We start from the raw sequence: 15,009 nt of genomic DNA on the forward strand, positions 1-15,009 counted from the left end.
AGGCTTCGATCTCGTCGTCGGTGTCGCAGCGGGCATATCGGGGATTGCTGGCGCTCTATTAGCAAGGTCGAGCGCCCGGCGCAGCGCTTCTACCTCCTTTTCCCGGTCTCCGGTTGCTTCGCGCCCGCACTTGTTCAACGAGTGCTGTGCTCCAGGGCTGCCAGTTCTGATTCGAGTTGTTGTGCCAGGGATCGAAGGCGCCGGACGTGTTCCTGGGAGATAGGCGTCGGTTGCGATGTCACTTGTGCGTCGACGTCAAAGACGGTGTTGGGGCTGTGCCAGACGTTGAACCATTCCAGACCGTTGCCGAGAGCGTCACGGGTTACGCCTTGAAGCAGGAGTAGGGGTTCGCGGACGCTCGAGCTGAGTTTGTGAGCCAGGTCGGCATCTGCGGCCACCGCCTGGACCTGCCTAGGCCCGCCCGCCGGATGGTAGCCATGCTCGCGCATGAGGCCAAGCAGTGAGGCGTTCTCCAGCAGTTCCTTGGTGAAGTGCGGAAAGAGGTCGCGGGGAACCCAGGTCCTCATGAATGCCACCGGGACGTCCTCCAAGTAGCGGATGCGTTCGATTTTCCATGTGTTCGTGGTGTTCAGGGCGTTTACCGCCGGCTCCGGCGGTGCGGCGTGTTCGACAGAAAGGACGTGGGTCCGCAAGCGCTGGCCGTGCGCGGCGGCTTGTTCATCCAGCCCGCCGGCCCGCTGCAGATGCCGGCGCAGGACCGGGGCGGCGGCCACGACACTGCCGCGGCCGCGCTGGCGGCGGATCAGTCCAAGGTCGGACAGTCCGGACAACGCCTGGCGTACAACGCTGCGGGAGACGCCGAACTGTTTCTGGAGTTCCTCTTCAGTGGGAAGGGGCGACCCCGGCAGCAGGGGCCGTTCCACTATCTGCCGGTGCAGGATGTCCCGGATCTGCGCATGAAGGGGCGGCCCTTCCTCCCGGTTCAGACCGTTGGCCCGCTCCCGGGGCTCTGCCCCGGCTGATTGCACACTCACACTGACTCCTTTGCCGTTCGAGCACATCTTAGCCCGCAGGCTTGAATTCTCCCGCTTGACGGGTGATCCAAAGCACAGGTAATGTACGTACTAATTGTACGGACTTGATCCGACGACTGGAACATACAATGACGTAGAAAGGTCGAGTAAATGACACAGATGCACTTAAGGACCGGGCGCTCACGCTTCCCAATGTTTGCCGTCCTCCAAAGGGTCCCCGCAGGCATGATGCTGATCCCGCTCGTGCTGGGCGTGCTAATGAACACCTTCGCGCCCGAAGCCCTGAAAATAGGCGGCTTCACCACCGCGCTGTTCAAGGAGGGCGCCCTGACGCTGATCGCCGTGCTGATCCTCGCCACCGGCGCACAAATCACCGGAAGCCACAGCGGCAAGGCCGCCGCCTCCACCACCACCGTGGTGCTGGTCTGCAAGACCCTGATCCCGGCCACGATTGCCGTGATCCTTGGCCTGATGGTCGGCATCGACGGCATCGCAGGCGTATCGATCCTGGCGATGCTGGCAATCTTCGGCAACAGCAACGGCGCCCTGTGGCTGGCGTTCGCCGGCCAGTACGGCGACGAGCGGGACGAGGGCGCCTACGTCGCCAGCGCCTTTGATGACGGACCGTTCCTGGCCCTGATCTTCCTCGGCGCATCCGGGCTGGGCGACATCCCGGTACTCGCCTTTGCCGCGGCACTGATCCCGTTCATCTTCGGCCTGATCATCGGCGCCGTGGACCGGGAGTGGACGAAGGCCCTGGACCACGTGCCGAACATCGTGATCCCGTTCATGTCCTTCGCAGTTGGCACCGGCATCAACCTCAAGACCGTACTTACCGGCGGTTTCGCCGGGATCTTCCTCGGCCTGATCGTCGTCGTGTTTACCGGAGGCCTGACCTATCTCGGGTACCGGTTCATCCTTCGGCGCGGCTCTAAGAGCGGCATCGGGTTCGCGGCCGGCACCACGGCCGGCAACGCCGTCGCCGTCCCCGCAGTAGTCGCCGTCGCGGACCCGAGGTTCGAACCCTTCGTCGCCTCCGCCTCAGCCCAAGCCGCCACCGCCGTCCTCGTGACAGCGCTGCTCGCCCCGATCGTCGCGTCCTGGGCCCTGAAACGGGCCGGAGGCCTGCAGCCGGCCGACCCGGTCCCCGCCGCAGTCTGAACCTTTCCTTGCACACCCCCTTCTTCCTGGACGGAGAAACCATGCGCGACCCGCGCTCGGTGCGCTGCACCTACTACCTTGAGTCCGAAATCGACCCCGAGAAGGCCGCAGCCATCATGGCCGGCGAGCAGTCCAGTGGCACGTTCCTGCCAGTCCCCGGTGAGTCAGCCCGGATCCGTGAGCGGCACGCCGCACGCATCTCCAACGTGCAGGAGCTCGGCTTTTGCCGGCCCTCCCTGCCATCCCGGTCAACCCCGGAAAAAGTCCGGGCTGCCCTTGTCACCGTCGATTTCCCCATGGAGAACGTCGGCACGGACCTGGCCACCCTGCAAACCGCCATCGCCGGCAACCTCTTCGAACTGGGCGATCTCTACGCCTGCCGCCTGCAGGACATGGCCCTGCCCGAAGACTTCGTCGCCGCCCACCCCGGCCCGGCATTCGGCATCGAAGGGACCCGCAAACTCATCAGCGACGTCCAGGGCGTCATGGTCGGCACCATCGTCAAACCCAACGTCGGACTCTCCGAAGAGGAATTCCGGCTCGTGGTCCGCGACCTGGCGATGGCCTCCATTGACCTGATCAAAGACGACGAACTGATGACCGACCCAGCGTACCTGCCCCTGGAACGCCGGGTCGCCGTCGCCACCGAAGAGATCCGCGCCGCCGAGCAGGTCACCGGCCACGCCACCATGTACGCCTTCAACATCACCGGCGACCTCGCGGGCCTGCGCAAACGCCACGACCTCGTCGTCGAAGCCGGCGGCCGCTGCGTGATGCTGAACATCCCGGTCATGGGCCTGCCCGCGCTGGCCATGCTGCGCAGCTTCGCCGAAGTCCCGATCCACGGCCACCGCGCCGGGCTCGCCGCTTCGATGCGGTCCAAGGCCCTGGGCATGGACTACCGGGTCTGGCAGCAGATGGCCCGCCTCGCCGGCGCCGACCACCTGCACGCCAGCGGACTGGGCAGCAAGTTCTACGAACTCGACGAAGAGGTCGCCGCGAACATCCGGCGCCTGCTCGAACCGTTGGGTGAGACCATCGCGCCGCTGCCCGTGCTGTCCTCCGGGCAGAACGTCACCACCCCCGGACCCACGTTCGAGGCCGTGGGTTCCACGGACCTGATGATGCTCGCCGGCGGCGGTGTCGCCGCGCACCCTGACGGTCCCGGGGCCGGGGTGCGCAGCCTACGCCAGGCATGGGAAGCTGCAGTGGACGGTGTGCCGCTGCAGTCCGCCGCCGACAAACTCGCCTCAACCGGGGACGATGCGCTCCTGCACGCAGTCCAAGCCTTCGCGAAAGGTGCCTGACATGCCCGCTTTCGGTTTCGTCGCCGACGACCTCACCGGAGCCGCCGACGTCCTGGCCCAGTCCCACCGCTACGGCCTCGAAGCTGTCCTCGTTATCGGCGACGCGCCACTGCCCGCCGATGCTGACGTCGTCGGAATCGCCGGGCCCTCCAGATCCCTGGCCGGGGAAGCCTTCGACACCCTGGTCCGCAGGGACCTGGCAGGCATCGCACCACTGAACCTCGAGGTACTGCTCTACAAGGTCTGCTCCACTTTCGACAGCTCCACCACCGTCGGCAGCATCGGCCGCGGCATCCAGCTTCTCCACGAGCAGTTCCCCCTCCACGGCCCGATCCCCGTGGTGCCGGCCCAGCCGGGGTTCGGGCGGTACACCGCCTTCAGCAACCACTACGCCACCCACGCCGGAAAGACCTACCGGCTCGACCGCCACCCCGTCATGTCCCGGCACCCTTCAACCCCGATGGCTGAAGCCGACCTGCGCCAGGTCCTGGCCGAACAGCTCGACGACGGCCAGGTACCGGGAGCGATCCACCTGCCCGCCTACGACGACGGCACCTTCAAGGACGCCTGGGCCGACCGGCGGCGGGACCCCGGCGCGCAGGCCTTCGTCGTCGACGCAGTGGACGAACACCAGATGGACGCCGTGGCAGAAGCACTCACACGGGAAGAACACGGGCACGGACCCTCGATCGTGGTGGGATCCGGCGGCATCATGGCAGCCCTGGCGCGGATGGTCTCGGACCACGCCCCGCGGACCCCCGGACCGCAGCGGCCTTCGGGACCCGTGCTGGCCGTCAGCGCCTCAGCGTCCAGCACCACAGCAGAGCAGATCAACGACGCCCTCACCCACGGCTGGGAAGACGTCCCCGTCCCTGCAGGCCTGCTGCAACGCCACGACCCCGCGGCCGTGGCGGCCCTCGACGAGCGCGTTTCAGCAGCCCTCCGGAAGGGCCGCAACGTCGTCGTCCATACCACCCGCGGCGCTGCGGACCGACGCTACGGAACCGGCGCACCCCTGGACGCCGGCTACGTCGGCGCGCTGATCGGCGGCGTCGCCGCACGGATGGCCGGCGCAGGGCTCACCCGCGACATCGCCGTCTGTGGCGGGGATACCTCCAGCCACGCGCTCATCGCCATGGGTGTCCGCGAACTCCGGGTCTCCGACCAGTTCGTCACTGCAGGACCAATCCTGCAACCCGACGGTGCCTCCGCCGTCGCCGGCTGCCGGCTCGTCCTCAAGGGCGGCCAGGTGGGCCCCACCGACATCCTGCGCCGCTTCGCCGGCCAAACCGCCGGGTAACACCCACAAGCAATTGCTCCACGCATACCAGAACGAACGAAAGGCGGCCCCCAATGCGGGCAGTAGTAAAAAACGCGGCCGAGCGAGGCGTTAAGTACGTCACCGACGCGGGCGACCCCAAGGCCACAGAAGGATCGGTCGTCATCCAGGTGGGGGCCGCGTCCCTCTGCGGCACCGACCGGGAACTCTACGAATGGACCCCCTCCGCCCAGGCCTTCAACCTCAACCTCCCGGTCATCCTCGGCCACGAAGGCGCAGGCACCGTCGTCGAAGTCGGCGCGGGCGTTAGGGGGCTCAAGGTGGGCGACCAGGTCGCTCTTGAGAGCCACCTGACCTGCGGCCAGTGCTTTCCCTGCCGCACGGGAGATGCCCACACCTGCGAACGGACCGGCATCCTCGGCATGCACATCGACGGTGTCTTCGCTGAATACGCAGCGGTACCCCAGGACATCTGCGTCAAGCTCCCCACCGGCCTGTCACTCGAATCCGGCGCCCTGCTCGAAGCGGCCGGCGTAGCCGTCCACGCTATCCAGCGGGCCGACTACTCCGTTGCAGGACGGGCCGTGCTCGTCAGTGGCGCAGGACCGGTCGGCCTCGTCGTGGTGAACCTGGCACTGCTCATGGGTGCCTCCCACGTCATCGCCGTCGACCCCAACCCCTACCGGCGCGCCCAGGCCGAAAAGCTCGGCGCGACCGCTCTGCACCCCAACGACGGCATCGTTGAGCCGTGCCGCGAACTCACCGGCCGACGCGGCGGCTTCGACGTCGCCTTCGAATGCTCCGGAGCCCCCGGCACCTTGGCAACCCTGTTCGAAGCCGTGCGCCGTGAAGCCACCGTCATCACCGTCGGACATCCCAGCCGCCCGGCCGAGGTCGACATCGCCGCCTACATCAACAAGAAAGGCATCACCCTTCGCGGAATCTTCGGTCGCCGGCTCTGGGAGACCTGGGAACAAAGCCTGCTGCTGCTGGACTCCGGGAAGCTCGAACTCGACTGGCTCATCACCCACCGCATGAAACTAAGCCAGATCGACGAAGCAGTAGACCTGCTCACCGCAGACGCCTGCAAAGTCCTGCTCGTCCCGGGCCTCGGCTAAGAAACGTCCCTCGTCCACAATATGCAGCGCCATTGACCGGCCCGCGCCTCACCAACGCGAGGACATTGATAGAACCACGGTAAACAAGGCGGGGTATGCACATCACATGCACACCCCGCCTAGTCTTCTCCAGGCACTCCGCCCGAAACGGAGGAGTCAAAACCGGGGGCAGTTCCGCACCCTGGATCTTTCCCGGCGTCGGACACCTGATTGAGTCATCCTTTTGTGCGGGAGACTACAGACCGGCATTTTCGGTGGTCCTACGTTGAACCGGAAGGCATGTCTACGCCTTCAGTCATCGATGAGGAGGCTTTCAATGCAGTTTGATAGTTCTACTACGGCTCTTGTTTTGACTGATCCGCAAAATGATCTTCTTAGTCCCGACGGTGTGACCTGGGAGCTCGAGTGGGAGTTCGGTGGCACGCTCGAGAAGAAGATGCATGAGATCGGTATGTTTGACCGCCCGGGGCCGTTGGACCTGGCTGGCTTCAAGCACTCGGGGGCGGATTGGCTGGACCAGTTCAAGCCCTATCTTGAAGATGGCAGAACAGTGGTGTGCAGTCCGCACAAGGTTTATGGTCCCGAGCAGAACGATCTGGTTCTTCAGTTGCGTAAGAGGGGGATCAGCAAGGTTGTTCTTGCGGGCATGTCTGCCAACCTTTGTGTTGAGAGCCACCTGCGGGAAGTGCTGGAGCAGGGGTTCGAGGTCGCCGTAGTTGCCGACGCTACCGCCGCCGCACAGCACCCCGATCTGGGCGACGGGTATGCGGCCGCTCTGGTGAATTTCAACTACATCGCAGGGGCTGTCCTGTCCACGAAAGAGACTCTTCAGGAGTTCGCAGCCTGATTGGAGCTGGCCGGGCGTCACGGTCCCGGATGGGCTCGTCTTGTAGACATTCACCGGTTCAGTCAGGGTGTGGTGATGACCAGTAGAACCATCGCAGACTACGGTCTGCTCTCTGATTGCCGGACAGCTGCCTTGGTGAGTGTAGCCGGCTCTGTTGACTGGCTGTGCCTGCCGCGTTTTGACAGCCCTTCCGTCTTTGGGCGTCTTCTGGGGGAGCAGGCAGGGTTCTGGTCCATTGCACCCGTGGCTGCCTACAGCTCTACCCGTCGTTATCTCGGTTCCACGATGGTTCTTGAGACGTCGTTTCGTACGGAAGGAGGCGAGGTCACCTTAACGGATGCATTGGCTCTCGGTGATGGGAACAGGGGACATGACCTTGGCGCAGGCGCCTCTGGGGCCCTTTTCCGGCAGGTCACCTGTAACGAGGGAATTGTCGAGCTTGATGTGGTCTTTGTTCCGAGGCCGGAGTATGGGCTGATACGCCCGGCCGTCCGCGACGGATCAGAGGGCCTCCTGGTGAGAGGAGGCGCCACTGTCTTGTCCCTTTCGTCTTCCGTCCCGTTCGCCGTGGAGGACGATGTCGCCCGCGCCCGCATCGTGATACACGCTGGGGATGTCCTGGGATTCGCCTTGGAACATGCCAACAGCTGGGAGGCCGAACCTTCCTTTTGGAGCCAGGAGGAAATCTTCAGGCGACTGGCTGATACTTGGGAAGGCTGGACCAGCTGGTCCAAAATGCATCAGAGCTATGCCGGCCCGTGGCGGGACATAGTCGAGCTGAGCGGCCGGGTCCTGCAGGCGTTGACGTTCTTTCCGACCGGGGCGATCGTCGCCGCTCCCACCACATCTTTGCCGGAGGTTATCGGTGGGCAGCGTAACTGGGACTACCGCTATACGTGGGTGCGTGATGCAAGCATGACTTTGCAGGCGCTCTGGGTTTCCGCCTGCCCGGATGAGGCCGGAAAGTTTTTCCGCTTCCTGGCAACGGCGGGTTTGGGCCAGCTGGGCCAGGGGCAAGAGCTGCAGATCATGTATGGGGTTGGGGGTGAACGCGACTTGTCAAAACGTGAACTGCCCCACCTGGCGGGTTGGCGTTCGAGCCTTCCTGTCCGGGTAGGAAATGCGGCGTGGCGGCAAAGCCAGCTTGATGTGTATGGGGAACTCTTGGACGCTGCAGCGACCTTGCCGGAGTACTTGGCCGAAATGGACCCGGAAACCCGCAGGTTCCTGGCAGACGCCGCCGATGCGGCGGCTGCCCGGTGGCAGTCCCCGGACCAGGGGATTTGGGAGGTCCGCGGAGACCCGCGTCATTACCTGTATTCAAAGCTCATGTGCTGGGTTGCGGTGGACAGGGCCATCAGCCTCGCCGATCTCCTGGACGCCACGGACAGGGTTCCCCTTTGGAGGGATGTGCGCGACCAGATTGCCGCTGCAATACAAAAGGAGGGCTGGAGTGAAAAGGCGAACGCTTACACGCAAGCGTTCGGGTCTGATGAGCTGGATGCTTCAGCGCTGATGCTCTCCATCGTCGACTTCCTTCCGGGGGATGATCCGCGAATGCTGGCTACCATTGACGCCATCGAGCGTCGCCTGAGCGATGAACGGGGCCTGGTGTACCGATACGGCGGCGAAGACGGTCTGCCAGGGACGGAAGGGGCCTTCCTGCTGTGTACGTTCTGGCTCGCCCATGCCCTTGCCTTGGCGGGCTACGTTCAACGGGCGCGGGAAGTCTTCGACAGCGCAGCAGGTTTTGCGACCGAGCTCGGCCTGCTTTCCGAGGAGGTAGCCCCCGGCAGCGGCGAGCTGCTGGGGAATTTCCCCCAAGCTTTCAGCCATATAGGGCTGGTTAACGCGGCCTGGGCGATCAGCCAGGCCGAGGAAAAGGTCCGCAGCTCCGAGCGCAAGACCCGCGGCCAGGAAATGGTCTAGTTCCTGGAGCCACCGGCCACCCGGGCCGGGCTGCTGGACTCGGCTAAAACGAAGCCCGGGCGCCTCACCTATCCCGCACCACCCGACTTCACCGGTTCGGTTTTCATCCGGCAAGTGCTCTACAGCGTCTCCGGGGGTTACGCCAATGTCCCGCTGGTCTTCGACGAAGAATCCTTCACCACGCTCATCCATGCCTTGGTGAACGAACTTGAAGACTCTGGCGGAACGGATCAACCTGTCCGAAGTCCTTGACCGAACTCGACGCCCTGTAGGCCGGCAGGTCGATATCACCATGACTTACGGCCCGGCCGCGCTGACCAAGCTGGTGGCGGACGGGACCTACCCCGCCGGTACCAAGGTTTTCAGCCTGGAGGAAGGAACCGTGGGAAACGCCAGCTTCCTGATCATCCCCTCAACATCCGGGGACAGTACCCCGTCCTGCACCCGGGTGCACTCAGTCCCGAGGAACGAGCCCTGTCCGAACAGCTTCCCGCGTCCCCCGTGGTCCCGGGCTATGAGGTGCTGTCCATGGATGCCAATCCGGAGCTTGCCGCCGAATGGGTTCCGGCACTGGATGGGGTGTGGTGGAAAGACAATCCTTGCCGGTAATTGACCCCATGACATGCACGCTGCCTGTCAGGACCCGCGCCCGGACAAAGCAATCCTGAGCTGATCACCACGGTCTGCACCGCACACGCCGGTGACCTACTCAGGGGCCTGGTTCTCTCCCTGGCCATTGCCGGGATTTCTACCGACCTTGCCTCTCTCATCGGTTTCACGGCCGCGTTGGTCATCATGCAGGGCCGCTGGTGCGGCAAGCTCGTGACGGTGATGAGAACACTGTCGATGTCGGTGTCCGCAATGTGGGGGCGGCGTCGGTGGGGCTACTCCACACCGATTCCGGCCTGCGAAATCCCCGGAACCGTCAAGGACTGGATGCACTACTCGGTTCTGGGCGCCCAGGCGCTGCCCGCTGACCAGCATTGGCCGGACGGGCCTGCCACGCTGGTCATCCGCCAGGAACGCATCGTCCTCCTCCACAACCACAGCCCAGGCACTCCAGCTGTGGTGACCGGCATCCGCTCCCGCGGACCCCGGCACTTGGTCTCTGTCTCGGCGGCCGGCGTGGAACTGCACGCCGAAGCGACTCCTTCCCCAACCCTGTCCATCGGAGACAGCGTCCGCGTCCAGCTTCAGACCGCAGCTTTGGCGGCAGTCTGCCCGGACAACGAGCGCCGCACTGCACCCTTGACTTCCCCAGACTGGAAGGTTTTAGCGTGAACCTACCGGCAATCAAGACTAAGGAAGGAGCTGGTCATGGCTCTGCAGGAGGGTGAGATCTATCGTTGCCCGAACGAGGACTGCGGATGCGAAATTACGGTCACCAAGGGCGCGGCCCCTGGGCAGGGCGGAGACAAGAATCCCACCTGCTGCTGCGGTCACGTCATGGAACGCACGGACTGAAACATCCGCGAACGGCATCCCCGCCGCCGGGGTTGGGCCGTCACCGCGGGCCGTCGGAAACTTCCGGCGTTGTGTGTCCGCTATTACAGAGCGGCAGTTCCCGCAGGCCTATCTTTCGAAGGTAAGCAGTTCCGTTTCAACGAAAGGCAGCACGACGATGTCCGCTACATCTCCCGTGGCACACCAGCCACACGCCTTCACTCATCACCTGGGCCGCCGCATCAGCGCTGGCACCATCGGCGGCATCGCCGGCGGCCTGGTCTTCGGTGTCCTCATGGCCATGATGGGCATGCTGCCCATGATCGCCTCGATGGTCGGCTCGGACTCCGCCCTGGTGGGCTTCGGGATCCACCTCGTGATCTCTGTCCTGATCGGTCTGGGCCTGACCGTGCCATTCGCCGGGCTCCTGAAGTCCTACGGGCGCGGCGCGCTGATCGGACTGGCCTACGGAGCACTCTGGTGGGTGCTCGGCCCCCTGCTGATCATGCCCACAATGCTCGGCATGCCGGTGTTCATGATCGACGCGACCGCTGGATGGTCCCTGATGGGCCACCTGGTCTACGGCATCATCCTGGCAGTTGTTGCCGTCCGTGTCCTGAAGCCCGCGCATGAGCGATAAATGGGAAGAAGGGCTAGAGGCCGCAGTGGGCGGCCCCCGGCCCTGGTCACCCGGCCAACGGGAGCCGTACCCCCTCACCTCGGGTCCAGATGATCCATTCACCTGCCTCAACGAGGTGGATCTCTTTGCGGACCTGAGCGCAGAAGAGATGCACGCCATGGACATGATGGCCCCGGCGCGGATGTTCCGCCGGGGGGAACTCGTCTTTAGCCAGTCCCAGCCCGTCACGGCCCTGTTTATCCTCAAATCGGGCCGGATCCGGATTTTCCGCGTCACCGAAGACGGCAAGGCCCTCACCATGGCGATCCTGGAACCGGGCGCCGTCTTCGGGGAGATGATGCTTGTGGGCCAGCGGATGTATGACAATTACGCCGAGGCAATCGAGGACGCGGCTATCTGCCAGCTTGGCGTTGAGGATGTGGAGCGGTATCTGATCTCCGATTCCCGCATCGCCCTTCGCATTTCCCGGCTGCTTGGGGAACGCGTGGTCCGCCTGGAAGAACGCCTCACGGACCTGGCTCTGCGGCCCCTGCTGGCCCGCACCGCCTCGCTATTAATCAGTCTCGATGCTGCCGCGCCCAGCGGCCGCTTCGGCCAAGGCAAGGCCATCCGCCTCACCCATGAACAAATCGCCGGTCTTCTCGGCGCGACCCGCGAAGCCACCAGCAAAGCCCTGGCCGACTTCGCCGCCAAGGGAGTCATACGTCAGGGCCGCGGACGCATCACCATCCAGGATGCGGCTGCCCTCCGGTCGGCAGCGGTCAGCGCCGGCCAGTGATGGTGGATGGAGGCCCGGCGCCCCGTGCTGATTGCGAGGGAGGCCTGGCGGATCCACTCTCCGGCCAGTGGGACACCGCCCAAGCCCCGATGAGGGTGCCCCTGTCCGTGTCGGTGAGCAGTCCGAGGTACCCGCGGGGGTCCTGCTCGTAGGTTGAGGGGCGGGTGATCGATTCGGCCAGGTCCAGTTCGGCGAAGGCTGTTGACAGCCCCTGCTCGCTCGTCTGCGCCTTGGGCGATGCCGGCGGCGGCGGTCCGGATCCCGGAACACCACCCTCGGGATGCCGTCATAGTTGGCCGGCCGTGAGTGGCCCAGGATGGCGTCCGCAACGATGCGGCCCTGGTACTTAGCCACATGCGTAAAGGGCATGACACCGGTGACGTCCCCGATCGCCCACACGTTCGTGCCCGCCCGGCACCGTTCGTCGATCAGCACGGCCCCCTTGGGTCCAAGCTGTACCTTCGCGGACTCGAACTCCAGGTTGCTGCTACGCGGTTTGCGTCCCGTTGCGAAAATTACGACGTCGGTACTCACCGATGTGCCATCGTCGAGTTGCGTTCCATCAGGCGGGGTCCCCTGTGGACCAGGGTGACATCCACCCGAAACGGTTCAGGAAGGTGGCTGTCTCGGTGCCCGTTGCGCTGCCTCCGACGACCACAGCCCGCCGCGGCAAAGTTGTTGCAGTGAACGTCTCCCTGCGTTCCCGGCCCGGTGATGCGGGCTTCGGCCTTGATGACCGTGGCGTCCTGGCCCTGATAGTCGTCGACCTGCGCTTTGTCATCGAGATTCCGGATCATGAAATCTCGGTAATCGCTGGCCGCAGCCCAATTCAGTCCGGCTCCGGTGACCCCGCCTGGTCAGGGTTGGTCACGTTGCACAGCAGGAGAGCCTGGAGATGTCGGTGGTGTAGGACTGTGCCGCAATTTTGATGCCCTCGGCCATCGTGAGGTAGGGGCTCCACAGGTTAGCTACCTGTTCAATGGTCATGCCTGCTTCCAGGATGTAGACGCCGGCGGCGGCCAGGTCGCCCGCCTCCTTGCCGACGGCGGTCAGTCCCAGGATTTTCCCGGTCCCGTTTTCGGCTACGAGCTTGATAAACCCACGGGTGTCCCGATTCACCAAAGCGCGCGGAACGTACTCCAGTGGCAGAACCCGGCATTCACAGGTGACGCCGGCGCCGTTCGCCTGGTGGTCGGTCAGACCTACAGCGGCCATTGCCGGGCTGGTGAACGCCACCCGGGGCAGGTGGTGGTAGTCAACCTCCCGGCCGGCGTCGTTAAACGCGTTGTCCACTGCCAGGGCGCCGTGTGCCGACGCGACGTAGACAAACTCCCGGTGACCTGTGACGTCACCGGCGGCCCAGATTCTCGGGTTGCTGCTGACCAGGCTTTTTTCCACCAGGATTTCGCCCCTGTTCCCGGTCTTCACGCCGACCCTATCGAGGTTCAAGGCTTCGGTAACGGGGTGCCGACCTGTGGCCATCAAGAGGCGGGCCGCCCGGAACTCCTCCCGGCTTCCCGAGACGTCTGCCACCGCCGCCACGCTTCCTGCCGCAGCATCCTGGCTAACAGAAACCAACGTGGCCCGCCGGATGACACGGATGCCCTCATCGGTGAAGACGCTCATTAGGGCCAACGAGACTTCCGGCTCTTCAGCCGACGCGAGCCGTGACCGGACCAGCATCGTCACCTTGGACCCCAGCCGTGCGAACAGCTGGGCTTGCTCGAGGGCGACAAAGCCCCCGCCAACCACTAGCAGGGATTCGGGGACCTCTTCCAATTCCATAGCCGAGGTGGAGGTCAGATAGTCAGTGTCTTGAAGCCCCGGGATCGGCGGTGCCCAGGGCGCCGAGCCAGTGGCCACAATATAGTGCTTGGCGGTCACCGACTCCTGCCTGCCGTCGGCTGAGGTGATCTCGATAGCGGGTTCCTCCGGCGTGCCTGCAAAAGCCGCGGTTCCCTTCCGAAGCTCCCAGCCATAGTCTTCAATAAGGTCCGCATACTTGTCCGAGCGCATCTTCTCCACCAAGGCGCGCTTGCCACCAACCAACGCGGGCATGTCCACGGGGCCGGCGCCTGCAGCGATTCCCGGAAACCGGCTCCCGGCGTCCAGGGACACGTGGCGGGCCTCCGCTGCGGAGAGCAGGGCTTTGGAGGGCACACACCCTGTGTTCACGCAGGTGCCGCCGATCGTTGACCGCTCCACCATCAGGACGCTCTTGCCCAGGTTTGCGGCGCGGATTGCCGCGGCGAACGCACCTCCGCCGGAACCGATAATTACCAGGTCGAAGTCAAAGCGTTGTACAGCAGACATGAAACCTCCGGTTGCGAAACTGAACGGGCACCATGCGGCGTTCTCTGGGCGCTGGCGCCATCCTGATCCCACCCTGCACCTTCCCCCGCGGGGAAGGTCAAGAAGACGGGGGTGCCGGGCAGGGCAGGTTGCAGAGGGCGGCGGCAACCCCTACCTATACTGGAACGTAGAGATACCGCTCCCATACCGGTGGAAACGAGGACCACAATTGCGTACTGGTGAAGCCGCCGAAGCTGTGGGGATGACGCCCAAGACACTTCGCTTCTATGAAGAACAGGAGCTGCTTCCGCCTGCACAAAGGGAAGCCAACGGATACCGGCTATACGGTAAAGACAGCTTGGACCGGCTTGACTTCATTGCCCGGGGCAGGGCCGCGGGCCTGTCCATAAGCCAAATCCGCAGCATCCTTTCCGCCCGGGAGCCCGGCAGCGCTCCGTGTGTCCACGTCAGGGACATTCTCGCTGACCAACTCGCCGAGCTCGACGTGAAAATTGCAGAGCTGACGGCGCTGCGGGCAAGTGTGGCCGCCTCCTACCAGGCCGTGGCCGCGGGAGACCCGGTTGCCTGCGAACCATCGAGGGTCTGCAGCTACCTCTGAACACGCCGCACGTCATTCCTCGATCCGCACGCCCCGCCAGAAGGCAACACGGTCCTTGATCATCACTGCCCGCTTTTTGGGATCCCTGTAATACCAGGCGGCGTCCACGTTGATCTTCCCCTCAACCTCCAGTGTGTGATAGCCGGCCTCCCCCTTCCAAGGGCAGACGGAATACATGTCACTATCCTTCAGATACAGCGGATTCACCGCCTCGCGCGGAAAATAGTGGTTGCCCTCAACCACCACGGTCTCCTCCGACTCGGCAATGATTTTCCCGTTCCAGACTGCCTTTACCATTCTCTTACCTCTCACCCGTTCTCTGCTGGCTGTTCCAATATCGCTAACGATAGGTCGCACCTGGCTGGGATTCTTCGATCTCAAACACACACAACACCCGCAGCAGGCTGTTGAATCCTCGTTCACGGCATCCCGACGTCACCACGTCTCTGGCGCCACGTCATGCCTCTGATCCAAGGCCGCTGCCTGGCCTGGTAAATGCTGGCTACGGGACGAGTATCCCTCAAGGCGCCAACATCGATCTCAGCCTTTCAGCCCAGGCTGGATATCTTTTGGAATGGGTCGGCTCTCTGGCGGGACACGG

At 64.3% G+C, this 15,009-nt stretch carries 15 protein-coding genes and 1 pseudogene; 11 read left to right on the plus strand and 5 right to left on the minus strand.

Going from position 1 to position 15,009, the window contains the following annotated elements:
- Positions 1–134: 134 nt before the first annotated feature.
- The gene (locus ACFWIX_RS08690) at positions 135–995 is read right to left on the minus strand and encodes a GntR family transcriptional regulator (RefSeq protein WP_377215723.1); all 861 of its coding nucleotides are present in this window, start codon (positions 993–995) and stop codon (positions 135–137) included.
- A gap of 192 nt (positions 996–1,187) precedes the next feature.
- On the opposite strand from ACFWIX_RS08690, the gene ACFWIX_RS08695 reads away from it, so the two are divergent.
- From ACFWIX_RS08695 to ACFWIX_RS08740, 10 genes are all read left to right on the plus strand, one after another.
- The gene (locus ACFWIX_RS08695; RefSeq protein WP_377215724.1) at positions 1,188–2,156 is read left to right on the plus strand and encodes a 2-keto-3-deoxygluconate permease; all 969 of its coding nucleotides are present in this window, start codon (positions 1,188–1,190) and stop codon (positions 2,154–2,156) included.
- Between the two features lie 41 nt (positions 2,157–2,197).
- Positions 2,198–3,463 (plus strand): RuBisCO large subunit C-terminal-like domain-containing protein, encoded by a 1,266-nt coding sequence (locus tag ACFWIX_RS08700; RefSeq protein WP_377215725.1) that lies wholly within the window; start codon positions 2,198–2,200, stop codon positions 3,461–3,463.
- A gap of 1 nt (position 3,464) precedes the next feature.
- Complete coding sequence (locus ACFWIX_RS08705) at positions 3,465–4,763, plus strand: four-carbon acid sugar kinase family protein (protein WP_377215726.1); 1,299 nt, start codon at positions 3,465–3,467, stop codon at positions 4,761–4,763.
- A 53-nt stretch (positions 4,764–4,816) separates the two neighbouring features.
- The gene (locus ACFWIX_RS08710) at positions 4,817–5,860 is read left to right on the plus strand and encodes a zinc-binding dehydrogenase (protein WP_377215727.1); all 1,044 of its coding nucleotides are present in this window, start codon (positions 4,817–4,819) and stop codon (positions 5,858–5,860) included.
- Between the two features lie 316 nt (positions 5,861–6,176).
- The gene (locus ACFWIX_RS08715; protein WP_377215728.1) at positions 6,177–6,707 is read left to right on the plus strand and encodes an isochorismatase family protein; all 531 of its coding nucleotides are present in this window, start codon (positions 6,177–6,179) and stop codon (positions 6,705–6,707) included.
- Between the two features lie 75 nt (positions 6,708–6,782).
- Positions 6,783–8,636, plus strand: coding sequence for a glycoside hydrolase family 15 protein (locus tag ACFWIX_RS08720; protein ID WP_377215905.1), 1,854 nt, complete (start codon positions 6,783–6,785; stop codon positions 8,634–8,636).
- Positions 8,637–9,467: 831 nt separating this feature from the next.
- Positions 9,468–9,917 (plus strand): hypothetical protein, encoded by a 450-nt coding sequence (locus ACFWIX_RS08725; protein WP_377215729.1) that lies wholly within the window; start codon positions 9,468–9,470, stop codon positions 9,915–9,917.
- Positions 9,918–9,953: 36 nt separating this feature from the next.
- The gene (locus ACFWIX_RS08730; protein ID WP_377215730.1) at positions 9,954–10,100 is read left to right on the plus strand and encodes a hypothetical protein; all 147 of its coding nucleotides are present in this window, start codon (positions 9,954–9,956) and stop codon (positions 10,098–10,100) included.
- A 175-nt stretch (positions 10,101–10,275) separates the two neighbouring features.
- Entirely contained in the window at positions 10,276–10,719 is a 444-nt protein-coding gene (locus ACFWIX_RS08735) for a hypothetical protein (protein WP_377215731.1), read from the plus strand.
- On the plus strand, positions 10,709–11,497 hold the full coding sequence (locus ACFWIX_RS08740) for a Crp/Fnr family transcriptional regulator (RefSeq protein ID WP_377215732.1): 789 nt from the start codon (positions 10,709–10,711) through the stop codon (positions 11,495–11,497). The genes ACFWIX_RS08735 and ACFWIX_RS08740 overlap by 11 nt, the downstream gene beginning before the upstream one ends.
- Positions 11,498–11,893: 396 nt before the next feature.
- Here ACFWIX_RS08740 and ACFWIX_RS08745 read toward each other — a convergent pair.
- The 3 genes and pseudogenes from ACFWIX_RS08745 to merA form a co-directional block, all read right to left on the minus strand.
- Positions 11,894–12,031 (minus strand): annotated as a pseudogene (locus ACFWIX_RS08745) (pyridine nucleotide-disulfide oxidoreductase); the annotation flags it as partial.
- A complete protein-coding gene (locus tag ACFWIX_RS08750; RefSeq protein ID WP_377215733.1) occupies positions 12,028–12,294 on the minus strand; it encodes a hypothetical protein in 267 nt (88 codons plus the stop codon). The gene ACFWIX_RS08750 and the pseudogene ACFWIX_RS08745, both read right to left, overlap by 4 nt.
- A gap of 70 nt (positions 12,295–12,364) precedes the next feature.
- Entirely contained in the window at positions 12,365–13,810 is a 1,446-nt protein-coding gene (merA, locus tag ACFWIX_RS08755; RefSeq protein WP_377215734.1) for a mercury(II) reductase, read from the minus strand.
- 208 nt (positions 13,811–14,018) lie between these two features.
- Here merA and ACFWIX_RS08760 point away from each other — a divergent pair, with 208 nt between their 5' ends.
- Entirely contained in the window at positions 14,019–14,408 is a 390-nt protein-coding gene (locus ACFWIX_RS08760; RefSeq protein WP_377215735.1) for a heavy metal-responsive transcriptional regulator, read from the plus strand.
- Positions 14,409–14,420: 12 nt separating this feature from the next.
- On the opposite strand, the gene ACFWIX_RS08765 is transcribed toward ACFWIX_RS08760, so the two are convergent.
- Positions 14,421–14,705: a DUF427 domain-containing protein gene (locus ACFWIX_RS08765; RefSeq protein ID WP_377215736.1), complete on the minus strand. Its 285-nt coding sequence runs from the start codon at positions 14,703–14,705 to the stop codon at positions 14,421–14,423.
- Positions 14,706–15,009 lie beyond the last annotated feature (304 nt).

The sequence above is a fragment of the Pseudarthrobacter sp. NPDC058362 genome (assembly GCF_042723515.1).
Lineage (GTDB): Bacteria > Actinomycetota > Actinomycetes > Actinomycetales > Micrococcaceae > Arthrobacter.